The following is a 19,759-nucleotide window of genomic DNA, read 5'->3' as shown; positions in this document are numbered from 1 at the left end:
CAAAAAAAGCCGCCGGTTTAATGGCAGCTTATATTTTTTAAAAGATATTTTCTTAAATCAGGCTCACGCTTCTGTTAACAAACTCGGTCAATTCAGAACCGGTTAACAGGCCTTGAGAAAGTAGCGCCAGATCAAACGCCTGCTTGGCCAGTTGTGATTGTGCACCTTCGTCACCATTTTCTAATATGCGGCTTATCAGTTTGTGATTACCATTCACCACTACTTTATAGCTGTCGGGCATATTTCCATAAAAGCCCATTCCGCCGCCCATTTGGGCCATTTCTTTCATGCGGCGCATAAACTCGTCCATGGTAACAGTTACCGGTAGCTCTTCAGGGCTTAGGCTTTCCAACTCTACTTTAAAGCCAGGTTTGGTAATTGCTTTTTCAAAAACAGCTTTAACCTGAGTCACTTGCTCATCAGTCAATACAGTAGCCGGCGCATCATCCTTTTTAATCAGCTTATCGGCTACGTCAGCATCAACACGTTTCAGTGAAGTCTTTTCAAGTTTTTGCTCCAGGTTACCTACAAAATGATTGTCGATAGGAGAATTCATAACCAACACGTCATAACCTTTTCTGGTAGCCGATTGGATAAATGCATCTTGTTTTGCAGGCTCGTTAGTATATAAATAAATTAACTGGCCATCCTTGTCGGTTTGTACAGCTTGTACTTTCTCTTTGTATTCGCTTAGTGTGAAGTTTTCTTTAGCACTATTAGTTAATAATACAAAGTCTTTTGCTTTTTCGTAAAACTTATCGTCGCTTAAAAAGCCGTATTTAACAAATAGGCCAATGTCGCTCCATTTTTCTTCGTAAGCTTTGCGGTCGGCTTTAAATAGATCGGCCAGCTTGTCGGCCACTTTTTTGGTGATGTAAGTATTTATTTTTTTAACATTACTATCTGCCTGCAAGAAACTGCGAGAAACGTTCAACGGAATATCCGGTGAATCGATCACGCCATGCAAAAGCATTAAAAATTCAGGAACAATGTCTTTAACCTCATCCGTAATAAATACCTGGCGTGAAAATAACTTGATTTTGTTGCGTTGGAAATCAAAGTCGTTTTTCACTTTAGGGAAGTAAAGCACACCCGTTAAGTTAAACGGATAGTCTACATTCAGGTGAATCCAAAACAACGGATCCTCTGAGAATGGATATAATTCTTTATAGAAAGCTAAGTAATCCTCGTCCTTTAGCTCAGATGGGGCTTTAGTCCAGATCGGGTTTGTTTCATTGATAATATTATCGCTCTCAACTGAAACATATTTAGGTTTGCCTTCTTCATCTTCACCATCTGGCTCCTGTTCGGTCTTGGTGCCAAATTTAATAGGAACAGGTAGGAACTTTGCATACTTGTCTAATATCTCTTGCAGTTTGTGTTTGCTTACAAACTCTTCCGACTCTTGATTAACATGTAGTATGATATCTGTTCCGCGTGTTGTACGGTTACCTTCAGTAATTTCAAATTCGGTGCTGCCATCGCATATCCAGCGGGCAGGTTCAGCACCTTCCTGATAAGATAGCGTTTGTATTTCAACCTTATCGGCTACCATGAATGCAGAATAGAAACCTAAGCCGAAACGACCAATAATTTCGTTTGCATCTTTAGCCTCTTTAAACTTTTCCATAAACTCGGTAGCGCCCGAGAAAGCTATCTGGTTGATGTATTTTTTAATTTCATCAGCCGTCATACCTAATCCGTTGTCGGATATGGTGATCGTTTTGGCAGCTTCATCAAATGAAACTTCAACCTGCAGACTGCCAAGGTCGCCATTGTATTGACCCAGTGAGGCTAAACGTTTTATCTTCTGTGTAGCATCAACGGCATTAGACACCAGCTCACGCAGAAATATCTCGTTATCAGAGTATAAGAATTTTTTAATGATGGGAAAAATGTTTTCGGTGTGAATCGAAATCGTACCTTTTTCTTGCATATAGTTAAAATTTAAGGATTAATGTTTAGTAGCTGTTGCGCATACATCAAGCCTTGTTCCAAACGGCTTGCGCTTGTCAATTTGGCAGCTTGCCAGAAATATGTTGGAGGAAAGATTGCAATACACTATGAAGTTTATCAATCGTTTCTGCATCCGTTATTTGGCTTTGGGAGTTTATTTTAGTTCGGATGTAGGAGATGAGCAGCGTAGATGTATCAGGCACGTGACTTGTCAAAACATTCATTATTATTTTTAATGAAGCATGCGCATTTTCTCCCGATGAGGATGCCGTAATAATAGCTACCGGTTTTTCATTAAACTCGCCTGATGATGCGGTCCAATCCAAAGCGTTTTTCAACGAGCCCGGTAAACCAAATACATACTCTGGCGTGCAAATGATAACGCCGTCTGCATTGGCAATTAATCTTCTAAACCTCACAACCTCGCCTGGTACATCTTCGTGATTGAAAGTGGGATCAAAATGTGGCAACAAGCCTATGTTGTCGTAAATTTCATATTGAACACCATCCGGCAACCATGTTTGAATGGTTTTCAGGATACTCATATTAGATGACTCCGGACGCAGGCTGCCACATAAGGCGAGTATCTTCATAAATACAGGGTTAATTAAGTTGCAATATAAAGGTTGTGCCCACACCTTCGGTACTTTGAACCTGTATGTTACCCTTATGCATAAGCATGATTTGCTTGCACAGGCTTAAACCAATGCCACTGCCGGTTTTGCGTGTACTAAAGAACGGAATAAAAATCTTTTCCATAAGCTCGGCAGACATGCCTGTACCATTGTCGCTTATCTTCAATAGAGTTTTGTTGCTTTGCACCTCGGCCGAAAGGCTGATCATTGGTTCAGGCTGATCTTTTACAGCTTCAATGGCGTTTACCAATAAATTAATAAGCACTTGCTCTAACAGGTTAACATCCACATCGATTGTCATGTTAATATCTCGGAGTATAATATCCAATTCAATGTTCTTTTTCTCGAGTGTGGGCAGCATCAGCGTATTCAGGTTTTCGAATAAATCATAAACCGATACCTGTTGCAGCTCGAGCTTGGTGATTTTGTTAAGGCTGCGATAACTTTCTGTAAATTTAAGCAAGCCTTCGCTCCGGCGCTTAATAGTGTCAATTCCTAACTCTAAATCTTCCAAGTCATGACTAACCGGACTGTTGGCTATGTCCGGCCGCTTAAGCCGGTTTTTCAATGTGTCAGCCAGGGACGAAATAGGAGCAACCGAGTTCATGATCTCGTGCGTCATTACGTTGAGCAACTTTGACCAGGCGTTAGATTCCGACTCATCCATGGCATCGCTTACGTTTTGGAAGGCGACTAATTTATAGATCTTATCTTCGCTTCGCAACACGCTCGCCATTAGCTGCAGTTTCACTTTTTGCTGATCCTTGATTAACGTTACTACCTTGCTACCGCCCGATTTTAGTTTAATGATCTCCCAATAAAGCTCATCGTTGCGTTTTTCGAGCGAATGGATGCTTTTAAGGTAAGGTATACTGATTAAATTCTTGAACGATTCGTTAATCCAGGCTACTTCGCCCGTTTCCTGCTCATAAGATATTATCCCGGTGCCTACCAGCTCCAATATCTTTTGCAGATAATGATACTGCGTTTCGCGCTCGCGGTTAATAGTTTTAAACGTGGTGTTGATTTCATTAAAACCTTTACGTAAAATCTGCACGTTAGCAGGTGCGCTCTGGATGGCATAATGGCGCGAAAAATCGCGATACAATGCTGCTTCAGAAAACTCCTGCACCTCCTGATGGATTTTTGTGTATTGCTGCATAATGCTAAAAATTACGTATATAATGAATGGTGCAAGCGCAATGCTGTAAACATAAAACCGGTTTGTAATGGCATAGGCAGCACCACAAAGCAGGGCAAATAAAACAAAAATGCGAAGCAATAATTGCCACTCGTAACGCTTAAATATCATACTTGTTCAGTCGGCGGTATAAAGCGGTACGTGTTAAACCAAGTTCTTTGGCGGCGCGTGTAATGTTGCCGTTATGTTTTTCAATCACCCTTAAAATGGCGTTCTTTTCCATCATACTTAAAGGGACATTGTCAGCAGCTTCGGGAGCTTCTTTTATACTCGTTTCCAGAGATGAAAAGATCAGGTCGTCGGGCTGCAAAATGGCATTTTCGGCCATGATAACAGCCCGTTCAATGGTGTATTGCAATTCGCGTACGTTGCCAGGGTAATTGTATGACTGTAATTTTTGCAGTGCCGCGTTACTAAAATCCACAGACGGCTTTAGGTATTTTGCCGCATAAATTTTTGCAAAATGGCGTGCCAGTAAGGGTATATCGTCATTACGCCTGCGCAAGGCAGGCATGGTAATTTCAACCGTATTAATGCGGTAAATCAAATCCTTACGAAACTTGTTCTCATTAGCTAACTCCTGCAAAGGCACGTTGGTTGCGCATATCAAACGTATGTTAATATCAACCGGCTTGTTGTTGCCTAAGCGCGTAACCTGGCGGTTTTGCAATACAGTTAACAATTTGGCCTGCTGTTGTAAAGAGATATTGCCAATCTCATCTAAAAACAAGGTGCCACCTTCGGCCTCTTCAAAACGGCCCATGCGGTCTTCCCGGGCGTCTGTAAAAGCGCCTTTTTTGTGACCGAATAACTCACTCTCAAAGAGCGTATCCGTTAATGCGCCAACGTCAACCTTAATAAAGGGTTTGTTGGCACGTAAAGACCTTTCATGAATAGCTTTCGCCATCAAATCCTTACCCGTACCGTTTTCGCCTAAAATAAGTATGTTGGCGTCAGTGGGCGCTATCTTGTTTACTTTGTAAAATATATCCTGCATGGCTTCGGCTTCACCTAATATGGCCGTGCCGCCTGTTGAACCCTTGACAGAGATTTTAGGCTTTTTAGGGCCTTCCTGTTTGTCTAATAAATCCTTAATGGTTTCTATCAGCTTTTCGTTGTGCCAAGGTTTTACAACAAAATCGTTGGCGCCTTCTTTCAATGATCGTACAGCTAAATCAATATGGCCGTATGCGGTAATCATAATCACACATACGTTCGGGCGCCATTCTTTTATCTTACGCAGCCAGTATATGCCCTCGTTTCCAGTGTTCATGGCGCTATTAAAGTTCATATCCAATAGCACCAGGTCAATCTGGTTACGGGTGAGCAGCGAGTTTATATTTTCCGGATTTTTTTCGGTTATGATTTCCTGTACTTCTGTCTTTAACAAAAGTTTTACTGCCGTTAGTACATCTATATCATCATCAACAACTAATACTGTTGCTTTTTTTAATATCATTTGCTTTTATTGTGGAGGGTTAAGTTAGTATTAATAGCCGAATGCACTATTATTCATTTTAAATAACAGCTACGCTGATTTGCGCAAATATTGCAATTGGCTATCCAAATTTATAACTATTTGGCAATCAAAGCGCTTCATTTGTTTACAATTTTAGCATTGTATCAATACCGCACACTTGTTGTAACACAAGCGTACGCCAAGCTTTGAGATTGGTAAATAAGGTACTGATAAACAGTTATTTAAACTATGGCACAGGGTTTATATATACGATGTAAATAACATTCTTACGTGGACAGAATAATTGAAAAAAAGAGGTGGAACAATAAACGGGTAATGACTATTGCCGGCATAGTAGCTGTTGTAGCGTTGGTAACAGGAAGCATTGTATTTACTTCGGGCAAGAGCAAGCTTAATGTAGATGCCGAGCGTATAACCATAAGTGAGGTGAAAAAGGGATCGTTTCAGGAAATTATACCGCTTAATGGTATAGTTTTACCTATAACCACTATTTATTTAGATGCAGTTGAAGGAGGCCGTGTAGAAAAGTTATTTGTGGAAGACGGCGCTACCATGAAAAAGGGACAGCCCATCTTAAAACTAGCCAATACTGATTTGGAGTTAAACCTGGCCAACGAAGAAACTGCCGTATTTAACGTGCTTACACAAATGCAAATATCGCACGATAACGCCCGGCAGAATACCATTAGCAAACTAAACCAAATGGCCGAGGTGGAAAGTAACCTGAAAGAAGCCGATCGGGTGTATAAACTAAATAAACGCCTTTATGACCAAAAAGCCATCGGCTTGCAGGAATTTCAAAAATCTGAAAATGATTACTCATACGCCGTGCGCCGCAAGCGCTTGACTACACAAATTCTGAACCAGGACTCAACCGCCATGAACCAGCAAACGCAACAGTCGAAAGAATCGTACGCGCATATGAAAGCTACATTAGAGTTGATGCGCAAAAAGGTGGGAGACTTGATTGTACGTGCACCGGTTGACGGTCAGCTTACTTCATTGGATGCTGAAATTGGCCAAAGCAAGCAAAAAGGTGGTCGTTTAGGCCAAATTGATGTTCTATCTGGCTTTAAAGTGCGGGTTGATGTGGACGAGCATTATATAACCCGTGTGTTTAATGGGCAAATGGGTGAGTTTACCTTAGGCGACAAAACTTACAAACTAAAAATTAAAAAGGTGTTCACACAGGTTTCTAACGGCCGTTTCCAGGTCGATATGCAATTTGCAGGCGCATTGCCAAAAGACATACGCAGAGGGCAGAGCCTACAGATACGCTTAGCTTTAAGCGATGAAACGCAAGCGGTTCTAGTACCTAAAGGCGGTTTTTACCAGCAAACGGGTGGCAGCTGGATATTCAAACTAAGCGAAGATGGTAAAACTGCTTATAGGATGGATATACAATTGGGTCGCCAAAATCCGGATTATTATGAAGTTATGCAGGGGTTAAAACCGGGAGATCGCGTAGTAACATCAAGCTATGAAAATTATGGCGATATGCAGGAGCTAGTTATAAAATAGGAACTGACACCTGCAACAGAGAATGCATCATACTAATAACGCAACTGAAGAAATTACCTTTAAACAAAGAAACCCGGTACAACGGGTGAGGAGGATAAATGATTAAAATAACAAACCTTGAAAAGTTTTACCGCACTGAGGAGGTGGAAACTGTAGCCCTTAATAAGCTGAACCTCGAAATTAACACCGGTGAGTTTGTAGCTATTATGGGTCCATCGGGCTGTGGTAAATCTACCTTGCTTAATATTTTGGGACTGCTTGACGATCCAGATGGCGGCAGTTACCTGTTTAATGGTACTGAGGTGGCTCACTTTAATGAACGCAAGCGTGCCGACTTACGCAAGCATAACATCGGGTTTGTTTTTCAAAGCTTTAATTTGATAGACGAGCTTACGGTTTTCGAAAACGTAGAGCTACCACTTATTTACACAGGCGTTGGCACGGCCGAGCGTAAGCAACGTGTTGAAGAGGTGCTTGCCAAAATGCAAATAATGCATCGGCGTAATCATTACCCCCAGCAGTTATCGGGCGGCCAGCAACAGCGCGTAGCTATTGCCCGTGCGGTGGTAAATAAACCCAAACTTATACTGGCTGATGAGCCCACCGGTAACTTGGACAGCAGTAACGGTAACGAGGTGATGGAACTCCTAACCGATCTGAACGAGCAGGGGACCACCATCATCATGGTAACCCACTCTGAGCATGATGCCCGTTACAGTCATCGTATTGTTCGCCTGTTGGATGGGCATACCGTTGTAGAAAATATCATGATGTAATAGTACTTATTGTACGCAAATGAAATTACCTAAAACCTTATCACTTTTAGTTGCTGCAGCAAGCTTATACATGCATGCTCACGCACAAATGCCCAACACGCTTAAGCCTGAGGAGAAAGTTTACGGACTATCTAAATTTTGGCAGGAGGTGAATTATAACTTTGTTTATCTAAGTAAGGTTAACCGTACCACCTGGGATAGTTTGTACACGGCTATGATACCGACTGTGCAAAAAACTAGTAATGATTATGAGTATTATCATGAGTTACAGCGCTTTTGTGCTTTTTTAAATGATGGTCATACCAATATCTACATGCCTCCTGTAATTGGCAATCAGGTGCTGAATACCATGTTTGGCAACTACCGTCTGTTCATTCAAAACATCGATGGACGCGCAATTATCACCCGAACTAATCTTTCAAAAAAGGACGAAATTCCTGTAGGCAGCGAGATTATTGAAGTAAACGGCATGGCTACCCATAACTATATGGCAAAAAATGTAAGACCATATATTGCATCGTCTACTCGCTATGTGCTCGACGACCAGGCAGCTTCAAATTTGCTGCAAGGGCCAACTGGCACAACCTACGCGCTCAAAATTAAAACACCAAAAGGAGCAATTAAATCATTGCAGTTAACCCATGCAAAAACCGAGGAGAAGGAAACCTATCCGGCGCTCACCGAACCTGGTTTGCTTAATTTAAAATGGTATCCTAACCAGGTAGCGTACGTGGCTTTAAACAGTTTTGGCGACAAGAAGATTGATAGCCTATTTATACAAAAGCTACCCGAGTTGTATAAAGCTAAGGCCCTTATTATCGATCTGCGTAATAATGGAGGTGGCAGCACTGGCATTGGGGCAGCCATCTTGGACTATCTCACCAATGATAAAACATTTTACGGCTCTAAAATGGTAAGCCGGCTGCACGTGCCCTCTTTTAAAGCATGGGGTGTGGGCCTAACACCAAAAGACACTGTGAATAGTGCTTGGGCAAGCAAAGCTTACCTCAACAACCATGATGAGCGTTATGAGCTTATCACCGCTTCAACCATACATGTTAATACAGCGAAAGCACCTAAAGTAATTGTGCCAACTGCCGTACTCATCGGACACAATACAGCCTCTGCAGCCGAAGATTTTTTGATTTTTGCCGACAAACAACAGCACATGATCAAAATAGGCCAAAATACGTTTGGAAGCACCGGCCAGCCTTATAATTTTGACTTGCCCGGAGGTGGAGGTGCGCGTGTTTGCACCAAAAAAGATACTTACCCAGACGGGCGCGAGTTTGTAGGCTACGGTATAAAACCTGATATCGAAGTGGTGCCTACCGTAAAAGATTTTGTTCAGAACAATGATGCAGCATTGAACAAAGCATTGGCCTTCTTAAAAGGCAAAAACCTGCAAAATGTCGGCGTGAGTAAATTGCAGCCAATGCCAGGCAGTAGTAAATAAAGCACAAGCCATTCATTAATGCAGAGCAGAATATTCCGCTCACCAAAAATTTATCACCATGATTAAGAACTACTTAAAAATAGCCTGGCGCAACTTGTGGAAAGGTCGGGTCTTTAACCTAATGAACATCGTTGGGTTATCGGTAGCAATAGCTTGTTGCACACTCATCTTCCTGACCGTTTTTTACGAGTTCTCTTATGATCGCTTTCATGAAAAACTGGAAAACATTTACCAGGTATATAATATTTCGAACCGGCCGGAGGGTGTGGAAAAGACCTCGTCGATGTCTATACCTTTTGCACCTGCATTAAAGGCCGAATATCCAGCCGTAAAACACATAACCCGTAGTGCCAATGCAGGTGCACTAGTGAAGTACGGCAACAAAGAGGTGGAGCAAGGTGTACATTTTGTGGACGAAGATTTTCTGAAGATGTTTACTTTTCCGCTTTTACAGGGTAATGTAAACACAGTTTTTTCCGGCCTTAACAACGTTGTTATTACCGAAACTGCAGCTAAAGCCATTTTTGGTAATGAGCCGGCACTCAACAAGACCGTTACTTTGACTATCGGCAATGAGGAAAAGCCTTTTGTAGTTAGCGGTGTCATGAAAAAATTACCCTCAAATTCAAGTTTGGAGTTTGATATGCTGGTAAGGTTTGAACATTTTCCAAACTACAAAACCGATGTTGACAGATGGGATAATCGAACACATTTTGTACTTGTAGAATTTGCTGAGCACTATGACCCTAAGGTTTTCAGTCACCAAATGAAACCCTTCGTAACGAAGCACTATACACAAGACCTGGACCTATTGAAACGCGAGGGTGCAAAGCCAGATGCAGACGGAGATCTATTTAAGTTAGGTATCGTCCCGTTTGCAACAAATCACTTTAATATAGATTTAGGCGGCGTTGAAGGAAATTCGGTAAGTAAAACATATCCCATCAGCCTAATTGTAATAGGTTGTTTTATTCTCATTATTGCTTGCATTAACTTTATTAATCTTTCGGTAGCCCGCGGCTTTACCCGTGCCCGCGAAGTAGGTGTACGCAAAACCTTAGGTGCCGGCAAATGGCAGCTGCTGCTGCAATTTTGGACAGAAACCATTTTAGTTTGCCTTGGCGCTACCATAGTTGGTTTACTGATTTGCGTGTTGGTGATAGACCAGTTCAAGGCAATTTTTAAGAGTAAAATCAGCTTATCAATGCTTGCCGAGCCAGTCCATCTGGCAGGCATACTTATTTTGTTTCTGGCAGTAACTGCTATAGCCGGCTTTTACCCGGCTCTAATGATGGTGCGTTATAAAACTGTTGTGGTGTTAAAAGGAGACGTGAGTGCTGGTAAGCCGGGCAAATTGCGTAATACCTTGTTAGTTATACAATTTACCCTGTCAACGTTGCTTATCATTTGTACCATTATAACCTGGCAGCAAATAAACTATTTGAGCGAAAAGCCGCTTGGCTATAACAAAACAGAAGTGCTCAGCATACCGGTTAGTAGGGGAATTACGGGCGAAAAGGCTTTACAGCGGATGCGTAACGAGCTGCGTAACAATACAAATGTACTGGGCGTTAGCGGCGCTTATCTGAACATGGGCCGCGGTAATGATGGCTCATCACGCACATCAATTTTAGGTTTTACCGTAAACGACCGGGAAATACGCACCAATATTCAGCGTGTAGATTACGACTATGCCAAAACACTCGACATTAAACTAGTAGAAGGCAGGGAGTTTGATCCGAATTTTCCGGGCGATAGTACAGCTATTATTATTAACGAAAGCATGGCCCGGCAACTGGGAGGCAAGAACCTGTTGGGTAGTTTCCTGCCCATGTATGATCAGCAACCTAAAGCACAGATTATTGGTATTGTAAAAAACTATAACTTCAAGTCGCTGCACGAAGATATTGGCTCTTTAACCTTGACTATGGATAAAGGTTACACCATTAATTACATATTCGTTAAAGTAAAACCGGCAAGTCTTATTCATGCCTTTGATGAAATAAAAGAAAGCTGGCACCGCCAATATCCTAACACCGAATTTAAAGGATCATGGCTTAACGAAAACACCGAGCGCCAGTACTTAAGTGAACGCCGTTTATCAGGCATCTTTGTAAGCGGTGCTGTATTGGCCATTGTTATATCATGTGTTGGCTTATTAGCTATCTCTATTATGATGGTATTGCAACGTACCAAGGAGATAGGTATACGTAAGGTATTAGGGGCCAACGTAGCCGGCATTGTGTTATTGCTTTCTCGCGACTTCGTCAAACTGGTTTTGCTCGCAGCCATAATATCTTTCCCGATAGCTTGGTGGCTAATGAACAAGTGGCTGCAAGGCTTTGCATATAGGATAAGCATCCAGTGGTGGGTTTTTGTAGTATCAACCATACTAGCTATAGTGTTGGCTTTTATTACTATTAGCTTTCAATCTATACGAGCGGCGTTGGCCAATCCGGTTAAAAGCTTGCGGAGCGAGTAATCCCGGTTCTTTTATTATCAACGGTTTAGAACCCGCAGTTTTTCCTGGTCTGAATACAAATTTTTCAAAACATTTATTACTGCCGTACCATGTTTAAAAACTACATCAAAATTGCTTGGCGAAGCTTGTTAAGCAACAAAGGTTTTTCGTTTATTAATATTACAGGTTTGGCTGTTGGCATGGCGGCAGCAATGTTAATTGCGTTGTGGATACAGAACGAAATAAGCTTTGACCGTTTTCATAAAAATATCGATTCCCTTTACGTTGCTTATAACCGGTCAACTTTTGAAGGAGAGGTAAATTGCTGGTCTACCACACCAAACACATTAGGCCCGGCCTTGGCACAAGAATACCCTGAAGTGAAATCGGCTGTACGGGTCGATTATGCTGAAAGACATTTAATAGAATACAATGGTAAAAAGTTGGAAGCAGATGGCTTTAACGCGGACCCGGGCTTTTTTGACATGTTTAGCTTTCCGTTGGTAAGCGGAAATAAACACGATGCGCTAAGCAGTTCCAATCACATCGTAATTAGCCAGGTTTTTGCCAAAAAGATGTTTGGAAGTGAAGACGCGTTGGGCAAGATTATCATGTTTGACAATAAACACAGTTTCGTTGTAAGCGGTGTTATGAAGCCGCAGCCATCCAACACCCGTTTCCAGGGTGATTATATTACGCCATGGTCTTTTATAAAAGTATTTTGGGGTCGCGATGATCAAAATTGGGGAAATAACAGTTACCGTACTTTTGTCCAGTTAAAGCCAGGCGCATCCTTAGAGCAATTCAATAAAAAAATAATCAACATTACTATACGGCACAGCAAGCATCGGGAAGATAATGAGGTTTTCCTTTATCCGCTAAGCGATTACTATCTGCATAATATTTTTAAGGATGGCAAACCGTCGGGCGGAAGGGTAGATGTAGTGCGTTTGTTTACCATAATTGCTGGTTTTATACTGCTTATTGCTTGTATAAATTTCATGAACCTAAGTACGGCCCGCAGCGAAAAGCGTGCTAAAGAAGTAGGCATACGCAAGGCCGTCGGCGCAATTAAAGGCGCGTTAATTGGTCAGTTCCTCATTGAGTCGGTTATTGTTGCCCTTATTTCTGGTATCATTGCTATTGTGCTTGCGCAGGTAAGCCTGCCATACTTTAATAGGCTGGTGCAATGGCAATTGAGCATTCCTTATGGTAACCCTTTATTTTGGCTGTGCATGCTGGCATTTATTTTACTTACTGGCATATTAGCTGGATGTTACCCTGCATTGTACCTTTCTTCGTTCAAATCGGTAGAGGTTTTAAAGGGTACTTTCCGTTCGTTCAACGCCCTGATTACGCCACGCAAGTTATTGGTTATTGTGCAGTTCACGTTTGCTGTGGTAATGATAATTAGCACTATCATAATACGCAGACAAATACAATATGCACAGCAGCGCGACAATGGCTATGATAAAAGCAACTTGGTATATACGCCTTTTTCGGGCGATATTAAAAAGAATGAGCAACTCATCAAGAATGAACTACTCAACTCCGGGGCTGCTGTTGCTGTAAGCATTACCAGCTCAAATTTGGTTACGAGCCAATCCAACTCATGGGGGTTAGAATGGCAAGGGAAAGCACCAGATGCAAAGATTGTTTTTGACCAAATAGCTACTCAAGGCGACTTTATTAAAACTGTAAAGATACCACTGGTTGACGGACGCGACATTAACCCGGCGGCTTACCCCACAGATTCTACCGCCTGCCTGATAAATGAATCGGCCGCTAAAATCATGAACTTTAAAAAACCTATTGGCCAGGTTATAGATAAAGATTTTGTAAAGTGGCATGTAGTTGGCGTATTTAAAGACTTTATTTGGGGATCGCCATTTGATGCTAAAAACCCGATGTTTGTTATGGGGCCAAGAAGCGAGTGGGACAATGTTATTAATTATCGCTTAAATCCAGCACAATCAATAAGTGCTTCGTTGCAAAAGGCCGAAGCTGTTTTTAAAAAATTTAACCCTGCTTTTCCTTTTAACCCTCTGTTTGTTGATCAGGAATATCAGGCAAAGTTTAAAGAACAACAACGTACAGGCAACTTAGCCGGCACGTTCGCTTTGCTAACCATCATCATATCGTGCTTAGGTCTGTTTGGCTTGGCTGCTTACATGGCCAGCAGCCGTACCAAAGAGATTGGCGTACGTAAGGTATTGGGCGCCTCGGTAAGCAGCATTGCAACGCTTATCTCTAAAGACTTCCTGAAGCTGGTTATGATCTCTATTTTTATTGCTACGCCAATAGCCTGGTACGCTATGCATAGCTGGCTTCAGGGCTATACTTACCGCATTGAAGTTGAATGGTGGGTTTTTATACTGGCCGGTTTTGCAGCCATTATAATTGCGATGGTTACAGTAAGCTTCCAATCTGTTAGGGCCGCAATTGCCAACCCCGTAAAAAGCCTGCGGAGCGAATAACGCCATTAACCGGATTGAATTCGGTTGATAATTGTTCAGTTCGACGGCACAACTTACAGTAGAAAAAACGTATCTGTTAGTGTGCCTTTTTGCTTTTTGATCTGAAACTGCCAGCAACATGTTTCCACGTGCCTAATCGAATAAGCAATTGATCTTATAACTGTATCACAACCGCACAATGCATGTTACACAAGCGAACAGCCGTATGTTACTAAAACCATCTATAGGTTTTATAAACAGCACTTTATGGTTTTGGTATAGAATTCATGTATAGCATAATGTATAATAAGTTATCTTCAAACAACTAATCACTCATCATACTGCAAATGCTGTCACTTAAACAAATATCAAAATTCTATAACACTGGAGCTAATAAAACCTATGTGCTTAACAAAGTAGATTTGGAGGTTGACAAAGGAGAATTTCTTTCTATTATGGGGCCGTCGGGTTCCGGTAAGTCAACGCTGCTCAACATCATAGGCATGCTCGATCAGCCATCTGAAGGTTATCAGTACTTTCTAAATGAACCGGTTCATCAATTGAAAGAAAAACAACGTTCAACTTTGTATAAGCAAAACATAGGTTTTGTTTTTCAGGCCTACCATTTAATAGATGAGCTGACAGTATATGAGAACATTGAAACGCCGCTGCTATACCAGGATGTAAAAAGCGCAGAACGAAAGGCATTGGTTGCCGACATTTTAGACCGCTTTAACATTGTAGGCAAAAAGGATTTGTTTCCGGCTCAGTTATCGGGTGGCCAGCAGCAACTGGTGGGTATAGCACGTGCACTTATCAGCAAGCCCAATTTATTATTAGCCGATGAACCGACTGGCAATCTGAACTCTAAGCAAGGCGAAGAAATTATGGACCTTTTCAAAAAATTAAATCAGGAAGATGGTGTTACCATTATCCAGGTAACGCACTCAGAAAAAAATGCCCAGTACGGTTCACGCATCATCAACTTGTTGGATGGCAAAATTGATTCGACCGTTATATTGTAAGCAAGGTTATGCGCTATCTCATTTTACTGATTAGTTTCCTGTGCCTCAATAGATCGGGCCAGTGTCAGTCTGCCGATTCTGTATACAATCTGCAGCAATGTATCGATATTGCCATTACCAATAATCTAACAGTTAAACGCAGCGAGTTGGATATGGAAAGGAGCAGGGTATACTGGCAGCAGCAGCGTGCGGCTTTGCTACCTACTTTTAATGGTGTGGTAAACCATGGGCTAAGTACAGGACGTGGCTTGGATCCGTTTACAAATACTTACTTAAACCAGCAAATTGCATCGGCTGATTATGGCGTAAATGCAAATCTGATACTTTTCAACGGCTTGTCGGTTCAAAACAGCATACGCCAAACTGCCTTAGCCTACCAGGCCGGAAAGATGGACTTTGAACAAGCCAAAAATGATATAACGCTAAATGTGATAACCACCTACCTGCAGGTAATTAACAACACTGATTTACTTACACAAGCTAACAATCAACTGGAGGTTTCTAGGCAACAGGTACAGCGTTTGCAGGTAATGAATACCAATGGCGCAGTTAAGCCATCAGATTTTTATGATGTTAAAGGCCAGCAGGGAACCGACCAGTTGACGGTTATTAATGCTAAAAATGCCTTGGACGCATCAAAACTTAATTTGTTGCAAATTATGAATGTGCCCTACACCCGTAGTATCACTTTGCAGCGCCTGGATGCCGCCCAAGTCTCATCAACCAAGTTCAATAAATCTGCCGAGCAGATATACACCACTGCCATACAAAACTTGCCGCTGGTAAAAGCAGCCACCTTGCGCAGGCAGAGCGCCGAAAAGCAAGTTAAAGTGGCCAAAGGCAATATGCTTCCGGTATTGGCATTATCGGGCGGATTAGCTACCCGGTACTCCAATGCCGCACGCAAGTCTATTTTTGTTGACTCGATGGAGGTTAATACCGGTGCATTTATAAAAACAGCCGGTGGCAACCAGCCAGTGTATGCCTATAACCAAAATTTTTCGAGTGATAAGATAGGATACTTCAATCAGTTTAAAAATAATTACAATACGCAGGTTAATTTAGGCTTGCAAATCCCCATACTTAATGGTTTTGTTAGCCGCAACCGGGTGGCTTTAGCTAAAATTGATTTGCAAGAAACCCGATATGTAGAAGAAACTACACGTATACAATTGAAACAGAATGTAGAGCAGGCCTACATTAATATGGCATCTGCTTATGAAAGGTTTCAGGTATTAACCGAACAGGTCGACGCGTTTAAAGAATCATTCCGCACTGCTGAAATACGTTTCAATGCCGGCGCACTAACCTCAGTTGATTATATTGTGGCCAAAAACAATCTCGATAGGGCTAATAACAATTTAATTAATGCGCGTTATGACTATTATATCCGCACCAAAATATTAGATTATTACCAGGGTAAATTGAACTTGTAGTTAAGTGAGTGTTTCAAGATTAACAATAAAGCCGCACAAAAATGCGGCTTTATTGTTATGCAAATACACACATACTACTATGAAAAAATACTTTTATCTATTAGCCATTACCTTGTGCACCGGATTTTCGGCGTCAGCTCAGTTCTTGCCGAGTTTTAATTTCGGCTTAAAGGCAGGGGCAAACCTGTCCTCTTTTTCTACAGAAAACACTTTAAGCAGCAGTCACCGTGCTGGTTACCTTGTAGGTGCCTGGGCAAGGGTAGGCGCTGTAGGGTGGCATTTTCAGCCGGAGCTGTATTATACCAGTAAGAACGTTAAGTTAAAGGATGCAACAGCCGGAGCTGAAAACACCGCCGAATTTCAAAGCATTGATCTGCCCTTGCTGGTTGGCAGAAAGTTTGGCATGTTTGGCGTTGCCGCCCGGGTTAATACCGGCCCATTGATTTCGTTTGCGATCAATCATGACCAAAGTGTAGGTGATGCATTTACCAACGCAGCCCGGCTTCGGGTACATGATCAAAATTATGCCTGGCAATTTGGCGCAGGTTTAGATTTTCAGCGCATGTCGTTAGATCTGCGTTACGAGCTGGGTTTAAACAAACTTAGAAATGGAAGAGGTGATTCTGAAATTCGTGCAAATTTGTTTAACCTCACTTTAGGTTACCGTTTATTTTCTTTATAAAATTATACAACTACACGTTAGCTCTAAACCTTGTAGGTTTAGAGCTTTTTTTATATATAAAACCAAGAGCTTAACTATCTGTTAATTTAATTGTTATAACATTAATTATAATAACTAAATCTACTTATGAAAGCAGCAGTTTTTCACAAACCGGGTGATATTAGCGTAGACACGGTTGAAGATCCGAAAATTGAAGAAGCCAATGATGTGATATTAAAGGTTACTTCGACCGCAATCTGCGGGTCAGACTTGCACATTCTGGACGGAGGCATTCCGCAGGCAAGCGATATTATAATGGGGCACGAATTTATGGGCATTGTTGAAGAAGTCGGCCCCTCTGTTCGGAACTTAAAACGAGGTGATAGGGTAGTCGTGCCTTTCCCGATTGCATGCGGGCAATGCTTTTTCTGTACCCATGGCGCTTCACCGCATTGCGAGAATTCCAATCATGAGCATTACGGCCCACAAGGCGATATGCTGGATAATAAAGGCGGTGCCTTATTTGGCTATACCGACTTGTATGGTGGTTATTCGGGCGGACAAGCCGAGTACGTACGAGTACCTTACGCCGATGTAAGCCCCCGCATTGTGCCCGATAACATGACAGATGAGCAAGTGCTGTTCCTAACCGATATATTTCCAACCGGTTGGTCGGCCATTGACTGGGCACAGATGAAGGGTGGCGAAGTGGTGGCCATTTTTGGTTCCGGCCCGGTTGGGTTAATGGCTCAAAAAGCTGCATGGTTAAACGGTGCAAGCAGAGTAATAGCAATTGATCCGGTTGATTACCGCCTGAGAAAAGCCCGCGAGGCTAACAAGGTGGAAACGCTTAACCCGAATGATGTAGATGTCGTAGCGGCAATTAGGGAAATGACCGGCGGACGTGGTGCCGACGTTTGTGTAGATGCCGTGGGTTTTGAAGCGCAACGTTCATTCCTTGATAAAGTGAAAGCTACACTCAACTTCGAGAAAGGTAGCATGAAGGTACTGGAAATGTGCTTTGAAGCTGTGCGTCGTAGTGGTACTGTAACCGTAGTAGGTGTATACGGAACTCCTTATGACAACTTCCCGGTTCACCGCATGTTTGATAAGGGTATCACCATTAGGCAAGGGCAAGCACCTGTACTTAATTATATCGATCATCTGATAGATCTGATTAAACAAGAAAAAGTCACTTTAAATGATATCATATCGCATACACTTCCTCTAAGCGAAGCAGCTCATGCCTATGATATTTTCAAGAACAAGCAAGATGATTGTGTGAAGGTGGTACTAAAGCCGCATGCATAACAACAACAAACAAAAAAGGCTACTCATATTCGGTAGCCTTTTTTGTTTGTTACATATCGGCATCTGCAGCCAATATTATTATTATACGTGCTGTATAGCGTCTTCAAGCGCTTTGTTGTGCTTATACCGAAACACGAACGGAAATACAACAGCAATTATAAGGGCATAAGCTGCAAAGGTTAACCATATGCCGTGCCAGTTCTTACTCTTATCGGCCAGGGTAAAAAATTCATCAATGATAATGCCGCTGGCAAAGCTGCCAAACAAAGCGCCAAATCCATTTACCATCATCATAAACAAGCCTTGTGCACTGCCACGTATTTCTGGTGTGGTTTGCGTTTCCACAAATAATGAACCCGAAATATTAAAAAAGTCGAATGCCATGCCATACACAATGCATGAAAGGATAATCATCCAAAGGCCGTCTGCGGGGTCACCAAAAGCAAAAAGACCAAAACGTAATACCCAGGCCAGCATGCTAAACAGCATCACGTATTTAATGCCGAACTTGCGCAAGAAAAATGGTATAGCCAGTATAAACAGTGTCTCAGAGATTTGTGAAATAGACATGATAATAGCGGGATACTTAACCGCAACGGTGTCTTTATAAGCAGCTACATTATTGAAATCATGTAAGAAGGTATCGCCATAAGCATTGGTGAGTTGCAACGCTGCACCTAACAGCATAGAGAAGGCGAAGAATATGGCAAACTTGGGAGTTTTGAAAAGAGCGAATGCATTCAGGCCCAGGTTGTCGGTTAGTGACTTGCCGCTGGTTTTGCTTAACAATGGCGGGCACTTAGGTAAAGTGAAGGAGTATATGCCCAGTGCCATTGATACTGCAGAAGCAATATAGAACTGGTTAGCTGAAGTTTCATTATGTGTAAGACTTACCGTCCACAATGCGGCTATAAACCCGATGGTGCCCCAAATGCGTATAGGTGGATAGTCTTTAACAACATCCATATTCTTATTTTTTAAGGCTGTATAAGCTACTGTAATAGAGAGTGACAGTGTTGGCATATAAAAAACCATATTAAGTAGTATCACCCAAAAAAATGTGGAGGGATTTGTCACTAATGGCAGGCTAAACAAAACAAGCGAACCCATGATATGCATAATCCCGTAAAGCTTTTCTGCGTTTACAAAACGGTCGGAGATTATACCGGTAAGCGCGGGCATAAAGATAGCTGATATGCCCATAGTAGAAAAGATGACGCCAAACTGCGCACCCGACCAATGCTTGTTCTGGAACCAATATGCGCCTATGGTGAGTAGCCACGCTCCCCATATAAAAAATTGCATAAAATTCATCAGTATCAAGCGAAACTTAATATTCATACGGCGCCCGGTTTAATCAGTTTTAGTCAGTGAAAATAAAAGC

14 protein-coding genes are annotated in these 19,759 nt (G+C 42.0%); 9 read left to right on the top strand and 5 right to left on the bottom strand.

Annotated elements, in window-relative coordinates; all coding sequences use genetic code 11:
• Window positions 1-52: 52 nt before the first annotated feature.
• The 4 genes from htpG to ABDD94_RS12245 form a co-directional block, all read right to left on the bottom strand.
• Window positions 53-1,936, bottom strand: coding sequence for a molecular chaperone HtpG (gene htpG / locus ABDD94_RS12260; protein WP_345952487.1), 1,884 nt, complete (start codon window positions 1,934-1,936; stop codon window positions 53-55).
• Between the two features lie 76 nt (window positions 1,937-2,012).
• A complete protein-coding gene (locus ABDD94_RS12255; protein WP_345952486.1) occupies window positions 2,013-2,549 on the bottom strand; it encodes an NAD(P)H-dependent oxidoreductase in 537 nt (178 codons plus the stop codon).
• A 10-nt stretch (window positions 2,550-2,559) separates the two neighbouring features.
• Window positions 2,560-3,903, bottom strand: coding sequence for a HAMP domain-containing sensor histidine kinase (locus ABDD94_RS12250; protein WP_345952485.1), 1,344 nt, complete (start codon window positions 3,901-3,903; stop codon window positions 2,560-2,562).
• Entirely contained in the window at window positions 3,893-5,251 is a 1,359-nt protein-coding gene (locus tag ABDD94_RS12245) for a sigma-54 dependent transcriptional regulator (protein WP_345952484.1), read from the bottom strand. Before ABDD94_RS12245 ends, ABDD94_RS12250 begins: the two co-directional genes overlap by 11 nt.
• A gap of 291 nt (window positions 5,252-5,542) precedes the next feature.
• On the opposite strand from ABDD94_RS12245, the gene ABDD94_RS12240 reads away from it, so the two are divergent.
• From ABDD94_RS12240 to ABDD94_RS12200, 9 genes are all read left to right on the top strand, one after another.
• A complete protein-coding gene (locus ABDD94_RS12240; RefSeq protein ID WP_345952483.1) occupies window positions 5,543-6,793 on the top strand; it encodes an efflux RND transporter periplasmic adaptor subunit in 1,251 nt (416 codons plus the stop codon).
• 98 nt (window positions 6,794-6,891) lie between these two features.
• The gene (locus ABDD94_RS12235) at window positions 6,892-7,569 is read left to right on the top strand and encodes an ABC transporter ATP-binding protein (RefSeq protein WP_345952482.1); all 678 of its coding nucleotides are present in this window, start codon (window positions 6,892-6,894) and stop codon (window positions 7,567-7,569) included.
• Window positions 7,570-7,588: 19 nt separating this feature from the next.
• The gene (locus ABDD94_RS12230; RefSeq protein WP_345952481.1) at window positions 7,589-9,025 is read left to right on the top strand and encodes a S41 family peptidase; all 1,437 of its coding nucleotides are present in this window, start codon (window positions 7,589-7,591) and stop codon (window positions 9,023-9,025) included.
• Between the two features lie 58 nt (window positions 9,026-9,083).
• Window positions 9,084-11,507 (top strand): ABC transporter permease, encoded by a 2,424-nt coding sequence (locus ABDD94_RS12225; RefSeq protein WP_345952480.1) that lies wholly within the window; start codon window positions 9,084-9,086, stop codon window positions 11,505-11,507.
• Window positions 11,508-11,596: 89 nt separating this feature from the next.
• Window positions 11,597-13,963, top strand: a complete 2,367-nt coding sequence (locus tag ABDD94_RS12220; protein ID WP_345952479.1) for an ABC transporter permease — start codon at window positions 11,597-11,599, stop codon at window positions 13,961-13,963.
• Between the two features lie 326 nt (window positions 13,964-14,289).
• On the top strand, window positions 14,290-14,967 hold the full coding sequence (locus tag ABDD94_RS12215) for an ABC transporter ATP-binding protein (protein ID WP_345952478.1): 678 nt from the start codon (window positions 14,290-14,292) through the stop codon (window positions 14,965-14,967).
• A gap of 8 nt (window positions 14,968-14,975) precedes the next feature.
• A complete protein-coding gene (locus ABDD94_RS12210) occupies window positions 14,976-16,403 on the top strand; it encodes a TolC family protein (protein WP_345952477.1) in 1,428 nt (475 codons plus the stop codon).
• 79 nt (window positions 16,404-16,482) lie between these two features.
• Entirely contained in the window at window positions 16,483-17,085 is a 603-nt protein-coding gene (locus tag ABDD94_RS12205; protein ID WP_345952476.1) for a porin family protein, read from the top strand.
• A gap of 126 nt (window positions 17,086-17,211) precedes the next feature.
• Window positions 17,212-18,375 carry a zinc-dependent alcohol dehydrogenase gene (locus ABDD94_RS12200; RefSeq protein WP_345952475.1) on the top strand — a complete coding sequence of 388 codons (1,164 nt, stop codon included), beginning with the start codon at window positions 17,212-17,214 and terminating at the stop codon, window positions 18,373-18,375.
• Between the two features lie 81 nt (window positions 18,376-18,456).
• On the opposite strand, the gene ABDD94_RS12195 is transcribed toward ABDD94_RS12200, so the two are convergent.
• The gene (locus ABDD94_RS12195) at window positions 18,457-19,716 is read right to left on the bottom strand and encodes a nucleoside permease (RefSeq protein WP_345952474.1); all 1,260 of its coding nucleotides are present in this window, start codon (window positions 19,714-19,716) and stop codon (window positions 18,457-18,459) included.
• Window positions 19,717-19,759: the final 43 nt, after the last annotated feature.

Source organism: Mucilaginibacter sp. PAMB04168 (assembly GCF_039634365.2).
GTDB lineage: Bacteria > Bacteroidota > Bacteroidia > Sphingobacteriales > Sphingobacteriaceae > Mucilaginibacter.
Note: the sequence above shows the minus strand (reverse complement) of the source record. Positions and strands in the feature narration are given on the sequence as shown.